This window comes from Streptomyces ipomoeae 91-03 (assembly GCF_000317595.1).
Classification (GTDB): domain Bacteria; phylum Actinomycetota; class Actinomycetes; order Streptomycetales; family Streptomycetaceae; genus Streptomyces; species Streptomyces ipomoeae.
Genome location: NZ_AEJC01000621.1, coordinates 18,644 through 37,486, shown reverse-complemented (window position 1 = coordinate 37,486; position 18,843 = coordinate 18,644). Strand labels below are relative to the sequence as shown.

At 71.4% G+C, this 18,843-nt stretch carries 15 protein-coding genes and 1 riboswitch; of the genes, 4 read left to right on the top strand and 11 right to left on the bottom strand.

Annotation, left to right across the window (positions count from 1 at the left end; genetic code table 11):
- Positions 1 to 65: 65 nt before the first annotated feature.
- From cobO to STRIP9103_RS40160, 5 genes are read right to left on the bottom strand one after another with little or no spacing between them, the layout of a single operon-like run.
- On the bottom strand, positions 66 to 674 hold the full coding sequence (gene cobO, locus STRIP9103_RS40180) for a cob(I)yrinic acid a,c-diamide adenosyltransferase (protein ID WP_009338047.1): 609 nt from the start codon (positions 672 to 674) through the stop codon (positions 66 to 68).
- A complete protein-coding gene (locus STRIP9103_RS40175; protein WP_009337959.1) occupies positions 674 to 2,668 on the bottom strand; it encodes a putative cobaltochelatase in 1,995 nt (664 codons plus the stop codon). The genes cobO and STRIP9103_RS40175 overlap by 1 nt, the downstream gene beginning before the upstream one ends.
- 58 nt (positions 2,669 to 2,726) lie before the next feature.
- Positions 2,727 to 6,380, bottom strand: coding sequence for a cobaltochelatase subunit CobN (cobN, locus tag STRIP9103_RS40170; protein WP_048821880.1), 3,654 nt, complete (start codon positions 6,378 to 6,380; stop codon positions 2,727 to 2,729).
- Entirely contained in the window at positions 6,377 to 7,909 is a 1,533-nt protein-coding gene (locus STRIP9103_RS40165) for a cobyric acid synthase (RefSeq protein ID WP_009337941.1), read from the bottom strand. Before STRIP9103_RS40165 ends, cobN begins: the two co-directional genes overlap by 4 nt.
- The gene (locus STRIP9103_RS40160) at positions 7,906 to 8,847 is read right to left on the bottom strand and encodes a cobalamin biosynthesis protein (RefSeq protein WP_009337946.1); all 942 of its coding nucleotides are present in this window, start codon (positions 8,845 to 8,847) and stop codon (positions 7,906 to 7,908) included. Before STRIP9103_RS40160 ends, STRIP9103_RS40165 begins: the two co-directional genes overlap by 4 nt.
- Before the next feature lie 101 nt (positions 8,848 to 8,948).
- A riboswitch (cobalamin riboswitch) is annotated at positions 8,949 to 9,089 on the bottom strand.
- 304 nt (positions 9,090 to 9,393) lie between these two features.
- On the opposite strand from STRIP9103_RS40160, the gene STRIP9103_RS47815 reads away from it, so the two are divergent.
- Positions 9,394 to 9,603, top strand: coding sequence for a DUF397 domain-containing protein (locus STRIP9103_RS47815; RefSeq protein ID WP_009338063.1), 210 nt, complete (start codon positions 9,394 to 9,396; stop codon positions 9,601 to 9,603).
- 259 nt (positions 9,604 to 9,862) lie between these two features.
- Here STRIP9103_RS47815 and STRIP9103_RS40155 read toward each other — a convergent pair whose 3' ends face one another.
- The 5 genes from STRIP9103_RS40155 to STRIP9103_RS40135 form a co-directional block, all read right to left on the bottom strand.
- Positions 9,863 to 10,381 (bottom strand): hypothetical protein, encoded by a 519-nt coding sequence (locus STRIP9103_RS40155; protein WP_009337961.1) that lies wholly within the window; start codon positions 10,379 to 10,381, stop codon positions 9,863 to 9,865.
- Positions 10,382 to 10,422: 41 nt separating this feature from the next.
- Positions 10,423 to 11,280 carry a helix-turn-helix domain-containing protein gene (locus STRIP9103_RS40150; protein WP_009338027.1) on the bottom strand — a complete coding sequence of 286 codons (858 nt, stop codon included), beginning with the start codon at positions 11,278 to 11,280 and terminating at the stop codon, positions 10,423 to 10,425.
- Positions 11,281 to 11,506: 226 nt separating this feature from the next.
- A complete protein-coding gene (locus tag STRIP9103_RS40145) occupies positions 11,507 to 11,728 on the bottom strand; it encodes a hypothetical protein (RefSeq protein ID WP_009338018.1) in 222 nt (73 codons plus the stop codon).
- A gap of 33 nt (positions 11,729 to 11,761) precedes the next feature.
- Positions 11,762 to 13,048, bottom strand: a complete 1,287-nt coding sequence (locus STRIP9103_RS40140) for an inorganic phosphate transporter (RefSeq protein WP_009337993.1) — start codon at positions 13,046 to 13,048, stop codon at positions 11,762 to 11,764.
- Positions 13,049 to 13,243: 195 nt separating this feature from the next.
- Positions 13,244 to 13,993, bottom strand: a complete 750-nt coding sequence (locus tag STRIP9103_RS40135) for a lysozyme (protein WP_009337989.1) — start codon at positions 13,991 to 13,993, stop codon at positions 13,244 to 13,246.
- Positions 13,994 to 14,187: 194 nt separating this feature from the next.
- Between STRIP9103_RS40135 and STRIP9103_RS40130 the strand changes: the two genes are divergently transcribed.
- From STRIP9103_RS40130 to STRIP9103_RS40120, 3 genes are all read left to right on the top strand, one after another.
- A complete protein-coding gene (locus STRIP9103_RS40130) occupies positions 14,188 to 14,919 on the top strand; it encodes a class II aldolase/adducin family protein (RefSeq protein WP_009338004.1) in 732 nt (243 codons plus the stop codon).
- A 340-nt stretch (positions 14,920 to 15,259) separates the two neighbouring features.
- Positions 15,260 to 16,384 carry an alpha/beta hydrolase family protein gene (locus STRIP9103_RS40125; protein WP_009338002.1) on the top strand — a complete coding sequence of 375 codons (1,125 nt, stop codon included), beginning with the start codon at positions 15,260 to 15,262 and terminating at the stop codon, positions 16,382 to 16,384.
- Positions 16,385 to 16,722: 338 nt separating this feature from the next.
- The gene (locus STRIP9103_RS40120) at positions 16,723 to 18,168 is read left to right on the top strand and encodes a hypothetical protein (protein ID WP_181800585.1); all 1,446 of its coding nucleotides are present in this window, start codon (positions 16,723 to 16,725) and stop codon (positions 18,166 to 18,168) included.
- 244 nt (positions 18,169 to 18,412) lie between these two features.
- Here STRIP9103_RS40120 and STRIP9103_RS40115 read toward each other — a convergent pair whose 3' ends face one another.
- Positions 18,413 to 18,835: a VOC family protein gene (locus STRIP9103_RS40115; protein WP_009338061.1), complete on the bottom strand. Its 423-nt coding sequence runs from the start codon at positions 18,833 to 18,835 to the stop codon at positions 18,413 to 18,415.
- Between the last annotated feature and the right edge of the window lie 8 nt (positions 18,836 to 18,843).

Below are 18,843 nucleotides of genomic sequence, written 5' to 3'. Positions count from 1 at the left end.
ACGAGGACAATGACGAGGACAATGACGAGGAGGACAAGGGCACGGACGAGGACGACATCACGGGGTCACCACTCGATGCCCCTCTGACCCTTCTGACCGACGTCCATGGGGTGCTTGACCTTGGACATGTCGGTCACGAGATCCGCGAAGTCGACGAGCTTCTCGGGCGCGTTCCGCCCGGTGATGACGACATGCTGGGTCCCGGGCCGATCACGCAGCACATCGATGACCTCGTCGGTGTCGACCCACCCCCAGTGCATCGGGTACGCGAACTCGTCGAGCACGTACAGCTGGTACGTCTCGGCGGCGAGGTCCCGCTTGACCTGCTCCCAGCCCTCCCGGGCCTTCTCCTCGTTGCTGAGGTTGTCCCCCTGAAGGTCGCGCTGGACCCAGGACCACCCCTCGCCCATCTTGTGCCAGGCGACGGACCCGCCCTCCCCGGAGTCCCCGAGCACCCGCAGCGCCCGCTCCTCGCCGACCTTCCACTTCGCCGACTTGACGAACTGGAACACCCCGATCGGCCACCCCTGGTTCCAGGCCCGCAACGCCAGCCCGAAGGCGGCGGTCGACTTGCCCTTCCCGATGCCCGTGTGCACGACCACGAGCGGTCGATTACGACGCTGACGAGTCGTCAGCCCGTCGTCCGGCACCACACTCGGCTGTCCCTGAGGCATTACGCGACCCTCCTCGAAGTCCCCTGCACGTCCCGCACGAGCCCGGCGATGGAGTCCGCCCGAAGCTCGTCCAGCGTCACCGCCGTACCGCCCAGCTCACCGGCCAACCGCCCGGCCAGCCCCAGCCGCACGGGCCCCGACTCACAGTCCACGACGACGGAAGCGACACCCTCGGCGGCGAACAGCCGGGCCGCCCGTCCCGCGAGCGCCACCGGCTCCGGCCCACCGGTGGCCCGCCCATCGGTCACCACGACAACCAGTGCCCGCCGCGCCGGATCCCGCAACCGCTCGACCCGTAGCACGTCATGCGCCTTGAGCAGTCCGGCGGCCAGCGGAGTCCGCCCACCGGTCGGCAACGACTCCAGCCGGGCGGCAGCGGCGTCGACGGACGAGGTCGGCGGCAGAGCCACATCCGCGGCCGACCCCCGAAACGTCACCAGCCCGACCTTGTCCCGCCGCTGATACGCATCCAGCAACAGCGAAAGCACAGCGCCCTTCACGGCACTCATCCGCTGCCGAGCCGCCATCGACCCGGAGGCGTCGACGACGAACAGCACGAGATTCCCCTCACGCCCCTCGCGCGTGACCTGCCGCAGATCGTCCCGCTGCACGATGAGCCCCGGCCCGGACCGCCCCCGCGCCCGCTGATGCGGCGCGGCAGCCTGCACGGTGGCGGCCAAGTGCAGCTTGGTGAGGGCACCCTGGGGCCGCCGGGCCCCCGTGGTCCGCCCGTACTCGTTCCGCGCCCGCGACCGCCGCCCGGCGGCACCCTCGCCGACTCCCGGCACACTCAGCACCTTCGTACGGAACGGCTCGGCGGCCCGCACGGCGGACTGCTCACCCGAACCGGCACCGGAGGCCTGCGGCTCACCGCCCTCCCCGGCCTCGGGCTGCGCGGCGGTGTCCCCGTCCTGCGGCCCGGCGTCCGGCGACGGCTGCCCACCGCCCCCGGGACCCTCGGGATCGGGGTCGTCGTCACCTTCCCCCGAGAACTGCTCCAACGTCTCGTCGAGCTTGTCCTCGTCGAGACCGGGCGCATCGAAAGGATTCCTGCGCCGCCGGTGCGGCAGCGCCAGCAGCGCCGCCTGCCGCACGTCCTCGGCGAGCACCTCGGTCCGCCCGGCCCACGCGGCCAGCGCGGTGGCCGTCCGCGCCATCACGATGTCGGCGCGCATACCGTCCACCTCGAAGGCCGCGCAGGTGGCCGCGATCTGCCGCAACGCCCCGTCACTCAGCCGCACCCGCGGCAACAACTCCCGCGCCGCCACGATCCGCTGCCGTACGGCGGCCTCCTCGTCCGCCCACCGCGCGGCGAACCCGACCGGATCGTCGTCGTACGCGAGCCGCCGCCGTACGACCTCCACCCGCTGCTCGGGCTCCCGCGAGGCGGCGACCTCGACGGTCAACCCGAACCGGTCGAGGAGTTGGGGCCTGAGCTCCCCTTCCTCGGGATTCATGGTCCCGACCAGCAGGAAACGAGCCTGGTGTCGTACGGAGACGCCCTCACGTTCGACGTACGAGGCGCCCATGGCGGCGGCGTCCAGCAGCAGGTCGACCAGATGGTCGTGGAGGAGGTTGACTTCGTCGACGTAGAGGATTCCCCGGTGCGCGTCCGCGAGGAGCCCCGGCTCGAAGGCCTTCACGCCCTCCGCCAGCGCCCGCTCGATGTCGAGCGCCCCGACGAGCCGGTCCTCGGAGGCGCCGACGGGCAACTCGACCATCCGCGCCGGGCGCGTCTCGAAGGCACCCGCCTCATGCGGACCGTCCGGACACGCCGGGTCGGGGGAAGCGGGGTCACACGAGAAACGGCATTCGGAGACGACGTCCAGCGTGGGCATGAGCGCCGAGAGCGCCCGTACCGCCGTCGACTTGGCAGTGCCCTTCTCACCGCGCACCAGCACACCGCCGACCGCCGGAGACACGGCGTTCAGCAGCAGCGCGAGCCGCAAGTCGTCCTGGCCGACGACGGCTGTGAAAGGGAAGGGGGTGCTCACGCTGCGATCACTCCTTTGACTGACTTGCTCCCCGCTGCTGCGGGGGTTCCAGGAGACGTCACTCGTCCCCCTCCAGATCTCCCTCGAGTTCGAGGTACGTCGCCCGGAGCCGGTCCAGGGTCTCCTGGTCCGGCTCCGCCCAGAGCCCGCGGTCAGCGGCCTCCAGCAGGCGCTCCGTGATGCCCCTCAGAGCCCATGGGTTGGACTTGCGCATGAACTCCTGGTTCTCCGGCGAGAACACGTACTCGGATGCCAATTTCTCGTACATCCAGTCGTCCACGACGCCCGCCGTGGCGTCGTACCCGAACAGGTAGTCCACGGTCGCCGCCATCTCGAAGGCGCCCTTGTAGCCGTGGCGCCTCATGGCCGCCATCCAGCGCGGGTTGACGACACGCGCCCGGAAAACCCTGTGCGTCTCCTCGCCCAGTGTCCGTGTCTTCACCTGGTCCGGTACGGCACTGTCACCGACGTACGCCTCCGGGGAGGCCCCCGTCAGATGCCGCACCATGGCGACCATGCCACCGTGGTACTGGAAGTAGTCGTCGGCGTCGACGAGGTCGTGCTCGCGGGTGTCCACGTTCTTCGCCGCCACCGCGATCCGCCGGAACGCCGTCTCCATGTCGCCCCGAGCCGCCCGCCCGTCCAGCCCGCGCCCGTACGCGTAACCACCCCAGACGGCGTACACCTCGGCGAGGTCGGCGTCCGACCGCCAGTTCCGCGCGTCGATCAACGGCAGCAACCCGGCCCCATAAGCCCCCGGCTTCGACCCGAAGATCCGAGCCGTGGCCCGCCTCCGGTCACCGTGCTCGGCGGCGTCCTCGTCGGCGTGCGCCTTGACGAAGTTCTGCGAGGCCGGCTCGTCCAGCTCGGCCACCGCCCGAACCGCGTCGTCGATCAGCCCCACCACATGCGGGAACGCGTCCCGGAAGAACCCGGAGATACGCACCGTGACGTCGACACGCGGCCGGCCCAGCTCCTCCAGCGGCACGACCTCGAACCCGGTCACCCGGCGCGACGCGTCGTCCCACACCGGACGGCAGCCCAGCAGCGCCAGGATCTCCGCGATGTCGTCGCCCTGCGTACGCATCGCGGACGTCCCCCACACCGTGAGCCCGACGGACTTCGGGTACTCACCGGTGTCGGCCAGATACCGCTGCACGAGCGAGTCGGCGAGCGACTGCCCGACCTCCCAGCTCAGCCGGGACGGAATGGCCTTGGGGTCGACGGAGTAGAAGTTCCGGCCGGTCGGCAGCACGTTCACCAGACCGCGCGTGGGCGAGCCGGACGGGCCCGCCGGGACGTAACCGCCGTCCAGCGCCCGCAGGATGTGCCCGATCTCGTCCGTGGTCTTCGCCAGCCGAGGCACGACCTCGTTGCACGCGAACTCCAACACCGCGACGGCGTCCTGGAGTTCGACGCCGAGCACCCCGCGCACCAGCGCCGGGACGACCGTGACGTCCCAGTCCCGCGCCTCCATGCCCTCCGCGATCCGCCGGCACAGCCGCTCCAGCAGGTCGATCGCGTCGGCCGCCGTACGCGACGGACCCTCGACCAGTTCGGTCAGCTCCACCGGCATCTTCACCGGAGCCCCCGGCTCGGCCAGCAACTCCTTCTCGCTGAGGCCGAAGTGGGCGGCCAGCGAAGCCCGCAGCCCCGGCAGGGCGTTGGCCTGCCCGCCCCACACCTGCGAGGCCCGCAGTACGGCCAGCACCAGGTTCACGCGCGGCTCACCGACCGGCCCGCCGCCCAGAATGTGCAGACCGTCCCTGATCTGCACGTCCTTGATCTCGCACAGATAGCCGTCGATGTGCATGACGAACTCGTCGAACTCGTCGTCCTCCGGCTGCTCCGCCACATGCAGGTCGTGGTGCAGCTCGGCGGCCTTGACGAGGGTCCAGATCTGGGCGCGTACGGCCGGCGCCTTCGTCGGGTCCAGGTCGGACACCAGCGCGTACTCGTCGAGCAGCTGCTCCAGCTTCGCCAGATCGCCGTACGTGTCGGCCCGCGCCATCGGCGGCACCAGGTGGTCGACCACCGTGGCGTGCCCGCGCCGCTTGGCCTGGGTGCCCTCACCGGGGTCGTTGACGATGAAGGGGTAGATGAGAGGCAGATCCCCGAGGACGGCGTCCGGCGCGCAACCCCCGCTCAGCCCCAGCCCCTTGCCCGGCAGCCACTCCATCGTGCCGTGCTTGCCCATGTGCACGATCGCGTCGGCGCCGAAACTGTTCTCCAGCCACCGGTACGCCGCCATGTAGTGGTGCGACGGCGGCATGTCGGGGTCGTGGTAGATCGCGATCGGGTTCTCGCCGAAGCCGCGCGGCGGCTGGATCATCACGACGACGTTCCCGAACTGGAGGGACGCGAGCACGATGTCGTCCCCGTCCACGTACAGCGAGCCCGGCGGCTCGCCCCACGCCTCGGTCATCGCACCCTTGAGTTCCGGGTCGAGCTTGTCGAACCACGCCCGGTAGTCGGCGAGCGGCACCCGCGCGGGCGCGGAGGCCAGCTGCTCCTCCGTCAGCCACTCGACGTCGTGCCCGCCGGCCTCGATCAGCCGGTGGATCAACTCGTCGCCGCCGGAGGGGTATTCGGTGAGCGAGTACCCCGCGTCCCGCAGTGCGTCCAGCACTCGTACCGCCGAGGCGGGCGTGTCGAGGCCGACCGCGTTGCCGACCCGCGAGTGCTTGGTCGGGTAGGCGGTGAAGACCAGGGCCAGCCGCTTCTCCGCGTTCGGCTTGTGCTTCAACCGGGCGTGCCGTACGGCGATCCCGGCGACCCGCCCGGCCCGCTCCGGGTCGGCGACGTACACCGGAACGTCGTCCGGACCCTGCTCCTTGAACGAGAACGGCACGGTGATGAGCCGCCCGTCGAACTCCGGGATCGCGACCTGCATCGCCGCGTCCATGGGGGAGAGGGCGGCGTCCGACTCGTCCCAGGTGGCGTGCGACGAGGTGAGGCAGAGCCCTTGCAGAACCGGGATGTCGAGGTCGGCCAGCGCCCCGATGTCCCAGGCCTCCTCGTCACCACCGGCCGAGGCCTGCGAGGCGTGTGTGCCACCGGCGGCGAGGACGGTGGCGACCAACGCGTCCGCCTTCGCCAGCAGCTCGTACAGTCCGGCGTCGGCGCCGCGCAGCGAACCGCAGTAGACGGGAAGAGCGTTGGCGCCCCGCGCCTCGATCGCGTCGCACAGCGTGTCCACGAACGCGGTGTTGCCGCTCAGCTCATGGGCCCGGTAGAAGAGCACACCGACGGTCGGCCGGCCGCTCTCCTGCGCACGGGAGCCATGGACGCCGTACTCCGGCATCTTCTGCGGTTCGACGAAGCCCTCGCCCGTCAGGAGCACGGTGTCGGACAGGAAGCGGGCGAGTTCGGTGAGGTTGGCGGGCCCGCCCTCGACGAGGTACTTCAGCGCCTCCGCCACCACCCCGGCCGGGACGGACGACTCGGCCATCAACTCCGCGTCCGGCACGGCCTCGCCACCCAGCAGCACGGTCGGAATGCCCGACGCCTTCAGCTTGGCCAGCCCCTCCTCCCAGGCCCGCTTGCCGCCCAGCAGCCGTACGACGGCGATGTCCGCGCCGTCGAGCAGACCGGGCAGCTCCTCCGTCACGTCCACCCGGGTCGGATTGCCGATCCGGTACGAGACGCCGGAAGCGGCCCGGGCCGCCAGCAGATCCGTGTCGGCGGTGGACAACAACAACACTGTGCTCATGCGGGCGCTCCCGGTGGAATGAAAGGCAGTCCTTGCGGCGCGCCCGACTCGATGAGCCGCCAGAGCGCGTCCGTGTCCGCGTGTTCCTCGATCAGATCGCCGAGCCGGTCGAGCTGTTCCTCGCGCAGCGTGGCGAACGACGTGTCGGCGGCCGGGACGAAGCGGCGTCCCGCGGCGGCGGCCACCTCGCGCAGGAAGGCCCGCCGGAACCCGTCCGACTCCAGCGACCCGTGCCAGTGCGTGCCCCAGGTCTGCCCGACCCGGCAGCCGTCCAAGCTGTGTCCTTCGTCATCGGAGATGAACGTGTCGCCGCCGCTGACGTCGGCGATCCCGTGGTGGATCTCGTACCCCTCGACGCGCTCTCCGAGGGCTTCGCCGACAGGCCGGGTGAGGGTCTTCTCGCGGGCGAACCGCACACGGACGGGAAGCACCCCGAGCCCCTCGACGCGTCCCCGCCGGCTCTCGACCTCGTCCTCGATGCGCTCACCGAGGATCTGGAAGCCACCGCAGATCCCGAGGACGGGCCGCTGCTCGGCGGCCCTGTGCTTCAGGGCGTCGGCCAGCCCGCGTTCCCGCAGCCACTCCAGCGCCCGTACGGTCCCCCGGGTCCCCGGTATGACGACGAGGTCGGCGTCGGCCAGCTCCTCCGGCCGGTCCACGAACCGCACGACGACGCCCGGTTCGGCGGCCAGCGCGTCGACGTCCGTGAAGTTGGACATGAGCGGGATGGCACAGACGGCGACCCGCAGCACGTCCTCACCCACCGGGGGAGCCACGTTCGACTCCCGCACGGTCCCCCGCAGGGAGACTCGCAGCCCGTCCTCCTCGTCGATGCCGAGCCCGTGCCGGAAGGGCAGCACCCCGTACGTACGCCGCCCGGTGAGCCCGTGCAGCATGTCGAGGCCCGGCTCCAGCAGGGAGACGTCACCGCGGAACTTGTTGACGAGGAACCCGGCGACGAGCGCCTGGTCCTCGGGCGAGAGCAGGGCCACGGTGCCGAAGAAGGAGGCGAAGACGCCCCCGCGGTCGATGTCGCCGACCACGAGCACGGGGAGCCCGGCGTTCCGGGCGATCCCCATGTTCACGATGTCGGTCCGCCGGAGATTGATCTCGGCGGGCGAACCGGCCCCCTCACAGATCACCGCGTCATACGTGCCCCGCAACTCGGCGAGACAGTCCAACACGGTCCCCAGCAACTTCTGCTGCCGCCCGCCGTGGTACCCGCGCGCACTGAGCTCGCCCACCGGCTTCCCGAGCAGCACGACCTGACTGCTCTGCTCGCCACCGGGCTTGAGCAGCACGGGATTCATCAGCGCCGTCGGCTCGACGCGACAGGCCTGCGCCTGCATGGCCTGCGCCCGCCCGATCTCGGCGCCCTCCCTCGTCACGAACGAATTGAGGGACATGTTCTGCGCCTTGAACGGCGCGACCTCGACCCCCTGCCGCGCCAACCACCGGCAGATCCCGGCGGTGACGACACTCTTCCCGGCGTCGGAGGTGGTACCGGCGACGAGCAACCCGCCCTTCACGAGGCGCGCCTCCTCACCACGAAGCGCGCGGCGATCCCGACGCCGAGCGCGAGCAGACCGACCCGGCGGGACAGCCGTACGGCCCGCTCGATGTCGTGAACCTCCACGGAACGCCCCTCCTCATTCAGCACCGGCCGATGCTCGACCCGCCCCCCGTACGACAACGTCCCGCCCAGCCGCACCCCGAGGGCCCCCGCGAACGACGCCTCCACGGGCCCGGCGTTGGGGCTCGGGTGCGCGTGGGCGTCGGCCCGCCAGGCCCGTACGGCCCCTCGGGGCTCGTCCCCGGCGACGGCGGCGAGCGCGGCGGTCAGCCGGGCCCCCGGCCAGCCGGCGAGGTCGTCGAGCCGGGCGGAGGCCCACCCGTACCGCCGGTAGCGTGGCGACTTGTGCCCGACCATGGCGTCGAGCGTGTTGACGGCCCGGAACCCCAGAAGCCCCGGCACCCCGCCGACGGCCCCCCACACGAGCGCCCCCACGACGGCGTCGGAGGTGTTCTCGGCTACGGACTCCACGACGGCCCGGGCGATACCGTCCGCGTCGAGGGCCTGAGGATCCCGCCCACACAGATGCGGCAGCCGAATCCGGGCGGCCTCGACGTCCCCTGCCTCCAGCGCCCGCCCGATGGTCCTGGCCTCACGGGCGAGCGAAGTCCCCCCGACGACGGCCCAGGTGGCGACGCCGGTCAGCGCGACGGAGGCGGCGGGAGAGGTACGTACGGCCCGGGCGGCGACGGCACCGAGCGTGACGGCGCCACCGGCGCACACGGCGGTGTGCAGCGCCCCCCACCCACGGTGGTCCCGCCACAGCACCCGCTCCACGGCGGCGGCGGCCCGCCCGAACGCGGCGACCGGATGCCCCCGGCGCGGATCGCCGAGCAGCAGGTCACCGAGGAGTCCGGCGGCGGCGCCGTACGCGAAGACGCGATCGGCACGCATGCGGTCAGCCGGTCGCGAGATCGGTCAGGGACCAGGTGGTGACGCTAGATCGGCAGCCGCGCATGGCGATATGTCCTCACTCAGGGTGTCCACGCCCTGGTTCGACGAGACCGACGGCGAGAGTTCCTGGCTCCCGGGAAGGTTCCTCCCCGGTGACAGTGGCGGGACCGCGCCGGACTCGCACCGGCTTCCTCTCCTGCCGTCGTACATGGCCCCGGCAGTCCACCACGGCCCTGGAAGACCCGTCAACTTGCTCTTGACCTGCGGCGCAGCGGTGTGCTGAGGCCCACACCGCTGAAATATCGTCAGACGCCCGAATCGGCGGTTTCCGCACTCTTTCCCGACGCCCTGGGTGGGAACACTTGAGGGAACGGCAGTACGAAAGCTGAGCGCCGACGAGCGGCATTGGGTGATTCGTTGCGGGGAGACGAACCTGGTGTGGCCGGGGCTGCCGCCGCCTCGGGGCGGCGGTCGGACACGGCGCTCGGGTCGTTGCGATGGACGCCGTGTCGGTGCGCTGACTCGTGGGGCTTGGAGGAGGTCGGTGTGGTCGGCAGGGATTCGTCGGCGCGGGTGTGGTGGAAGAGCAGCTATTCGGGCGGGGACACCAACACCTGTGTCGAAGTCGCCGTCGAGGGGGCGCGCGTCCTGGTGCGTGACTCGAAACGGCGTGAAGGGCCGGTGCTCGTCTTTCCGGCCGCTGCTTGGTGTGGTTTGCTGGCTGAACTTGAGAACCCGGCAGCGGACGGTTTCTGAGGGCCGTCCGGCGGGACGGGAGGGACCCATATGGGAGACAGGGCCAAGCAAGTCCCGACGCGCGCGGGAGGATCCCGTACCTCGCGCCTGTCCTTGTCCACAGCAGCCCCACTCGCGCTCTTCTCCCTGGTGACGGGAGTGCTGGCAGTCGGTCTCGGCGCGGTCGCCGCACTGCTGGTACCGGGTTCCGAGGCCAAGCTCCTCGTGTGGCTGGTGGTGACCGTTCTCGCGGCCGCGAGTGCCGGGCTGTGGTGGGGGCTCACTCCTGGCGCGGAGCGCCTCCGCGTTCTGGACCGGGCTCTGACGGCGGCTCGCCCGAAGGACGCGCGGGATCGTTGACGACAGGTGACTGCGCGGCCCCCGAGCGGCTGCGCAGCGCCTTGCCGATCCCGGCGGCGAGCGCCGTGACGATCGCCGCGGCGAGAGCACCCAACGCGGCTGTGGACAGCGGGGTGAGCACTCCCAGACGGATGCCGGGGGTCACCCGGGCGGCCACGGCGATGCTGAACAGCAGCACGCTTCCGCATGCCGTGCCCAGCAGCAGCCGGACCGACAGCAGCCTTATCTCGCCGTCCACCCGGGCGTTCTCCACCTGGATCAGGGCGTCGGCCCACTCGGGCCGCTGCATGGCGTAGGCCTTCAGTGTGGCGTCGTCCAGTGCGGCCGGCGCGTCCTCGTCGGCGGCGGAGTCGGGAGGGCACCCGGGAGGGTCACCCGCCGTGACGAAGTGGGCCGCGCGCAGCCGCCTGCACCACTCAAGGAACCCGAAGACCACCATGGGCCCTCCCCGTTGTCGCCCGGGTAGTCCCCTCCCGGGATTCAGCTGTTGTCGAGACTTTCCTTGACCGTGTCGATCAGCTCGATCATCCGGTCGCCTTCGTACGCCTTGCTGCTGATGTCCTCGAAGCACTCCTGGTAGCGGGCCGTCAGCTCGAGTTCGTCCCGGCTGGACGAAATGCCTGTCGGGCCTTCGAGGAAGAGCAGGTCGTCGTCGTCCTTGAAGCCGAGCAGGGTGAACGAGCCGGCCACGCTGTAGTGCGCCCCCGCGGCGAACGGGAACAGGCGCATGGTGACTCGGGAGTGCTCGGACATGTTTTTGAGGTGTTCCAGCTGATGGCGCATCACGCCCGGTCCGCCGATGACCCGCCGGACCGCCGCCTCGTCCAGCACGATGTGCACCTCCGTCCCCTTCTCGCCGTCGAAGATCCGCTCCTGGCGCGTGGTGCGCAGCTCGGCCGACCGCCGGGCCACCTCGGGAGCCGATCGCGGTGCCAGCTGGGCCATCGCGTAGTCCTCCGTCTGGAACAGCGCGGGGATCAGCGTCGGGTGGTAGGTGCGGAGGGAGGTCGTGGCGCTCTCATAGCCCAGGTACTGAGCGAACTGCGGATGCACCATGTCGCTGTACGGCGCCCACCAGGACAGCCCCTTGGAGCCGCGGGCGGCGTCCTCCAGTTCGGCCACCAGACCGGGCTCTGTCACGTTGTAGAGCTGGAGCAGGGCCCGCAGGTCGGTGACGCTCAAGCTCACCGTGGCCGCTTCCAGACGGATCACCTTTGACAGGGACCATTCAAGGGCATCTGCGGCCTCCCGCTGGGTGAGGCCGGCGTCCTCGCGCGCCTTCCGCAGCTCGATGCGGAGTCTGCGGCGGTTCAGACTCGGATCTGTGTCCCTGGACATGGCGCTCCCTGGTACGTGTCGCTCGTGACTGGTCGCGCGGCCGACGTCGAATGACAACTCCTCTATCAGAGTAGGTGAGTTGGGTGTCGGCGGCTAGCCGACGTCCGGACGACAGGTGTCTTTTCGACGCGGTCGCTCTGCGAAGTAGAACCTAAAGAAAAGCCCCCTCCGTGATCAAATTCACGGAGGGGGCTTTAGGCCAGGTGCCGCAGAGGGCGGAGTGACGTCAGGCCATGATCAAGTAGATCCCGTACGCCACCGCCGCCGCACAAGCGGCGAAGCAGGTGTACGCCGCTGTGGTGGCGAGCGCGGCCGAGTCGCCGGCGGCGGTCGCGGTCTCGCGCTTGGAGAGGCCGACGATGCCGAGGGTGAAGAGGCCGACGAGGGCCACGGTGACCACGAGGCTGACGCCGAACACGGAGCCGAGGGCTGCCCAGTCGATGTGCATGGTGGTGAGTCTTCCTCAGGGGGTGGTGGGGGCTCAGACGGCGGGCGTCGGCGTGGACGGGTTCACCGGGGCGGCGGCCTCGGCGGCGGCCGGCGCGGTCGCGGGCGTGACGGTCGCGGGCGTCGGGATCGTCGTCGTGAGGTCCTCGGCGACGGTGCCGACCGGCGGCGGGGTCACCGCGGCGATGGCCGTGGTCACCACACCGGCGGGCTCGTCGGAGCCGGCGTCGTTGACGTTCGTGTGATCGACCACCTCGCGGCGCGAGATCATCCAGATCGCGGCGCTGGAGGCGACGAGGAACACCGCGACCAGAGTCGTGCCCCAGGTGCCGAAGGACGTCACCCGCTCGGCGAGCGCGGCGACCAGCGCGGCGGCAGGCAGGGTCAGACCCCAGGCGACGAACATCCGGGTCGCGGTGGACCAGCGGACCACACCGCCCTTGCGGCCGAGTCCGGCGCCCATCACGGACCCGGAGACCGAGTGCGTGGTGGAGAGCGAGAAGCCGAGGTGCGAGGAGGCCAGGATGACCGTGGCGGCACTGGTCTGGGCGGCGAAGCCCTGCTGCGGCTGGAGGTCGGTCAGGCCCTTGCCCATGGTGCGGATGATGCGCCAGCCGCCCAGGTAGGTGCCGAGCGCGATGGCGAGGCCCGCGGAGAGGATGACCCACACCGGCGGGTCGGAGTCGGGGGCGAGGGCGCCACCGGCGACCAGGGCCAGGGTGATGATGCCCATCGTCTTCTGGGCGTCGTTCGTGCCGTGGGCCAGCGAGACCAGGCCCGCGGAGGCGATCTGCCCGGCGCGGTAGCCCTTGCCGGAGGCCTTCTCGTTCGTGTGCTTCCCCAGCTTGTACGTCAGTCGGGTGGCGAACATCGCCGCGATGCCGGCGACCAGCGGGGCCGCGACGGCCGGGATCAGCACCTTGGTGACGAGCACGTCGCCGTGCACCGCGCCGACGCCGACCGAGGCGATGGTCGCGCCGATCAGGCCGCCCATCAGGGCGTGCGAGGAACTGGAGGGGAGCCCCACGAGCCAGGTCAGGAGGTTCCAGAGGATGGCGCCGACGAGCGCGGCGAAGATCACTTCCGGCTGTATCCCGGACTCGTCGACAAGGCCTTTGGAGATCGTGTTGGCGACCTCTATGGACAGGAACGCGCCGACAAGGTTGAGCACGGCGGACATGGCCACCGCGACCTTGGGCTTCATCGCGCCGGTCGAGATGGTGGTGGCCATCGCGTTGGCGGTGTCGTGGAAACCGTTCGTAAAATCGAACGCGAGCGCGGTGATCACCACGATCGCGAGGATCAGCGAGAAGTTTTCCATTTACCCGGGCTTCTTTCGGACGTCAGTGGCTCTTAGACATTAAGTAACCTGGGTGAACGGAAGATGAACTGAAGCGGGCGCACGGGTGTAGTGATAGGGGTGCCACCGTTCCGCTTGCCGCCGACGGGTGCGTCGAACCCCGGCGGAACTGTGGCCCCCTCTCGAACTGAGGCGGAATGTCGGGTTCCGTAGGGCCTAGCCCCTGGCGAACTCCTTCAGCCGGGACGTCGACCCGTTGAAGAGGTTCTGGTCACCCGGCAGCTTCCCGCTGCCGTTGTCGTACTGCCAGATCGTCCAGAACGTCCACCCGGCCGGCAGTTCACCCGCCCCCGCGGAGTTGTACCGGGCCAGCCACAGCGCGTGGTCGCCGGCGAAGGCCTTGCTGTTGCCGGTGCAGGTCTTCCACCAGTGGGTGGTGGTGTAGATCACCGGGCGGCGGCCGGTGAGGCGCTTGATCTCGTCGCTGAAGGACTTGATCCAGCCGACCATCTTGCTGTCGCTCAGCCCGTAGCACTTCTTCTTCCTGTCGTACGGGTTGTATTCGATGTCGAGCGCCGGCGGCAGCGTCCAGCCGTCCGCGCGCCAGTCGCCGCCGTTGCGCACGAAGTGCGCGGCCTGTGCCTCGCCGGGCGACTTGTGCGGCAGCGCGAAGTGGTACGCGCCCCGGATCAGGCCCGCGTTCCGGGCGCCGTTGTACTGCTGCCCGAAGTACGGGTTGCGGTAGGTGGTGGACTCGGTCGCCTTCACGTAGACGAACCTGGCGCCCTTCGACTTGGCGCCGGACCAGTTGACGTTCTTCTGGTGCGAGGAGACATCGTGTCCCTTGGGCTTGGCGGCGGCCGAGGCGGGGATCTCGACCAGCGCGGTTCCCCCCAGGGTGAGCGCGGCGACCGAGGCGGCGAGCGCGCGGTTGTGACGACGGGACGGTTTGGGATCGCGAGCCATGTTCCCCCCGGAATGGCGATATGTGCGACAAACATCCGGAGGCTACTGGAAGATCACCGAATGTCGATCGATCACCGGCCAATCACGATCAGGGGGGATACGTGCGGATATGTGACCTCCCGGAGGCTTATGTTCCGCCCTACAGTGCCCCCGCCCCGGACCCGCCCCTCCGGTCCGCCTGGCAGGATCGCGGCATGGCTGAGCAGCGGCGCAATGCCCGGGACGAGCGGGACACGGGTGGGGACGCACAGGAAACGCGAGGTGTACCGGGCCGGGGAACGCCGGACGAGGTCGCGCGGGCGTGGGACGAGCTCGTCGCGACGGCCCGCCGGACGGTGACCGACGGACTGGTCGTCGGCACCTCCGGCAATGTCTCCGTGCGCGTCGGGGACACCGTCCTGGTCACACCGACGGGAGTCCCGTACGACCGTCTGACGCCGGCCGACGTGACGGGCGTGGACCTCTCCGGCCGACAGGTCCTCGGCACGCTCCGCCCGACGAGCGAACTCCCCATGCACCTGGCGATCCACAACACCACCGACGCCCGCGCCGTCGTCCACACCCACGCCGTCCACGCGACGGCCGTCTCCACGCTCGTCCGCGAGCTGCCGCTGATCCACTACATGTCCGGCGTCCTCGGCGGACCCGTCCGCGTCGCCCCCTACGCGACCTACGGCACCCAGGAGTTGGCCGAGAACATGCTCCGCGCCTTGACGGGCCGCACAGCATGCCTCCTCCAGAACCACGGCACGATCACATACGGAAACACCCTCTCCGAAGCCTTCGACCACACCGCCCAGCTGGAATGGATGTGCCGGGTCTGGCTGACCGCCTCCTCCGTACCGGGCCTCACCCCAACGCTGCTGACCCCCGAACAGCTGGCGGAGGCGGGGGAGCGACTTCGGGGGTACGGCCAGCCGAGGTAGGGAGGCCGTCGGGGGCTGACGACCGGCACCGCCGGACACATCCGTTGGGCTGATCGCCGTTGAGGCGGGAAGCGGAGAGCCGCAGGGGGGAGCGAAGCCGACTGCTGCGGCGGGGAGACGGAGTGCCGCGGCGGACGCCGGGTCCTCTCGATCGGCCGGTCGGTCGCTGCTGCGGTGAATGGCGGAGTCCCCTTCATGCCGCCGGTCATCTCTTCTCCGCCGCAACGGCGCTCAGCCGATGGGCCGACCGGGCGTGCCGCTCGTTGGTATGGGGCACAGAGGGGCACCGCAGGGGGATTGCGCACTGGCCGGAGGCAGGGGTGGGCTGGACACTGGACGGATGGGTGCAGTCAAAGCAGCTGCTGCGGCCGTCGGGGTCGCGTTCGTGGCGGGCGCGGCCAGTGTCGCCGCCGGTCGGCTGGCCAGTGACGTCGCGCTGAAGGCGCCGCCGGGACGGCCGTTGCCCACGGAACCCCGGCTGACGGTGCACTCCACCGCCGCGGGCCGGATCGCCCTGACCCGCGCCATCGCCTCCCGGCGCCCCGGCATCTACGGCCTCACCGGCGAAGCCGCCCACGCCGTCGTCGGCAGCGTCCTGAACGGCGCCGAACACGCCCCCGACACCGTCGTACGCCGCCTGGAACGCGTCACCCACGGCACCCTGGAGCCCGGCGACAAGGTGTGGCTCACCCCGAACACCCACACGGGCGACCCCCGCACCGCCCTCGGCCTCGACCACAGCGACGTCGACATCCCCGGCGAACTCGGCACCCTGCCCGCCTGGTTCGTGCCCGGGGCACGCGACACCTGGGTGATCACCGTGCACGGCCTGGGCGCCACTCGCGAACACCCCATGAACGTCATGGAGTTCCTGCACCGCCATGGCGTCCCGGTGCTCGACCTCGCCTACCGCGGCGACACCGGCGCCCCCCGCTCCCCGGACGGCCTGAACCACCTCGGCGAGACCGAGTGGCGCGACGTCGACGCGGCCATCCGCCACGCCGTGGACCACGGGGCCACGAAGGTGGTTCTGTACGGCTGGTCCACCGGCGCGACCATGGCCCTGCGCGCCGCCACGCACTCCCCGCTGCGCAGCCGTGTCGCCGGGCTCGTCCTGGACTCCCCGGTGCTCGACTGGACGGCCACCCTGCGCGCCCTCGCCGCCGCCCGTCACACCCCCGGCGCCCTGCTGCCCCTCGCGGTCCGCGCCGCCCAGGGCCGCACGGGACTGCGCGGCGGCCACGCCGGCGAGACCACCGCCCCGCCGCCCGCCACCCCGGTCCTGATCTTCCACGGCCCCGACGACACCGTCGCCCCCTGGGCACCCTCCCGCGCCCTCGCCGCCCACCACCCCGACCGCGTCGTCCTCCACACCGTCCGCCAGGCCCCCCACGCCGCCATGTGGAACGCCGACCCGAACGCCTACGAAGAGGCCCTCCGCCGCTTCCTGACCCCCCTGATGTAGCCACCGGGGCCGGTGCCGACCAAGGCACCCCCGAAGCCGCGACCGACCGCTCCCACCGCCCCCGACCCCCAGCGCCGCCCCGACGGCCCACCGCCCCCGGCCCGCAGCGCCGATCCGCAGCGCCGTCCCGGCGGCCCGCCGCTCCCCGCCCGCAGCGCCGACCCGGCGGCCGGAGTGCCCACGCCGCCGCAGACAGGTACGGCTCATTCCGTTTAGTGCTGAAGCGTGGTGCTCCGCACCGTTCTCAGCCCCTCCTGAACCCCGTGCGTTGGCCACCCCTGTCGCCCGCTGTGACATTCCGTTTGGGTTTTCGGACCGTCAACCGGAAGACTGCCCCCGTGACGTCCCGTAACCCGCGCGACTCCAGGCTCCGACTCGTCAGCCCGCGAACCCTGGCCGCCGCTCCCCGAGCAGCAGTGACCCAGCGCCGCCGACCGGCTCCCCGGCCCCCGGAGGGCACCCCTCCGCCCGCGGAACTCGCCCGCATGGCCCGCACCGTCCTGGCGGACGCGGCCCGCGTCGCCCGCTGGGCCGACGCCGCCCTCCGGCCCGGCCGCGAGAACGGGAGCCCCGACGACAAGGGCACCCTCTCCGACGCGACCGCGGAACGGGCCGCTGCCGAACTCGGGCTGACCCTGGATCAGGTCCGCCACGACTGGGACACGGCACGCCTGGCCGGTCTCGTCGAGGTGCACGGCGACAGCGCCCGCCCCGGCTGGCGGCTGCGCGCCTGGCACCGTGACGACAGTGCCGTACTGCGCGGCTGGGTGGCGCTCTTCGACGCCTGGTCCATCGCCCACCCCGAACCCGCCGACCACGAGCCGGCCGCCGTCGCCGAGGTCGTCTCGGCCATGCCGCAGGTGCTCTCCTTCCTCCAGCTCTCCGCCGGCCCCGTCCCCGTGGAGCAGCTCCTCGACCTCCTCGAACAGCGCGTCACCGAACTGCGCACCGAACGCTGCGAGGTCTCCTACGTCCCACCCGCCGACCACGATCCTGCCGAAGAGGCGCTTCGGGCCACACCTCCTGCTCCCGAGCCGGCCGCGGACCCCGGCACCGAGGACACCCCGCTCGCCCCCCTCCTCGAATGGTCCCTGCGCGCCCTCGCCTCCGTCGGCGCCCTCACCTACGGCGAGGGTCAGGCCACGCTCACCCCGCTCGGCAGCTGGGCGGTGTGGGTGAAGCTGGAGCAGATCTGCGTCGCCGCGCAGAGCCCCGCCGGGAACATCGAGGCCCCCGCCGAGGACATGCTCCGCGGCTGCGCCCAACTCCGCCCGAACGCCGCCCGCGCCGAGTACCGCGCCTGGCTCGCCGCCCGCCCCGTCGGCGCCGCCGTCACCGAACTCATCGACGCCGCCCGCGGCGACGACGCCCTCATCCGCGGCCTCGCCTTCGAGGCGCTGCGCGTCGTCGGCGCCCCCGCCGAGCCGGATGTGCGCACCGTCGTCGACGAGACCCCGCTGCGCCCCTACGCCCTGCTGTGGCTCGCCGAGCACGACGGCGCCGACCCCGAGGACGCCCACGAGGTGCTCACCCGCGAGGAGGCCACCTGGCTCTGGGTGGACACCGCCGCCGCCGTCGCCGACCACGGCGAGGCCCCGCTGCTCGTACGGCATCTGGAGTCCGCGGTGCAGCCCACGGTGCCCGCACTGCTCGCCGAGGTTCGCGCGGTCGGACACCCCCGCACCGTCCAGGTCCTGGTCGCCCTCGCCGCGGCCCACCCCGACCCGGCACTCGCCAAGGCCGTCCGCCGCGCCGCCTTCCAGGTGCACACCGGGGGCAGTTGACCGAGGGCCCGGGGGAGACTCCGGGACGGCCGACGGAAGGGCGACAAGGTCCCGAGGCGAACCGACGGGAGGACGGGACGGCAACGGGCCGAGCCCGTCGACGGATCGCACGGGCGGCCGGCCACCGCTGCCCACGGGCCGGGCGGACCGGTGTCAGCCGCCTGGCCGCCCCTCGAACTCGGCCCCGGCGGAGTGCTCGGCGCCACGGCCGCCGAGGTCCACGGCTCGAAGGCGCAGTCGCCTTCTAGGCGCCTATCGCGGGCGCGTACGTGCCGAAGCTCCACACATTGCCCTCGGTGTCACGGGCCATGTAGTCCCGCGAGCCGTAGTCCTGGTCCGTCGGGGGCATCAGGATCTCCACGCCGTGCTCGACGGCCCGCCGGTGGTGGGCGTCCACGTCGTCCACCACCACGTACACCCCGGTGGTGCCCGCGCCCTTCATCGCGCCGGCGAAGACACTGCCGGTGCCCTTGGAGCCCACCATCACCGCGCCGTTGCCCTGCGTCAGTTCGGCGTGCTGCACCACTCCGTCCTCGCTCTCGTACACCGCGAGTTCGGTGAAGCCCAGCGCCTGCGTGAGCTGCTCGATGGCCGCCTTGGGGTCCGCGTACAGCAGCGTCGGATAGATGCTCGGACGTCCGCCGCCCTTGCCTGCCATGCCGATCACGACCTCTC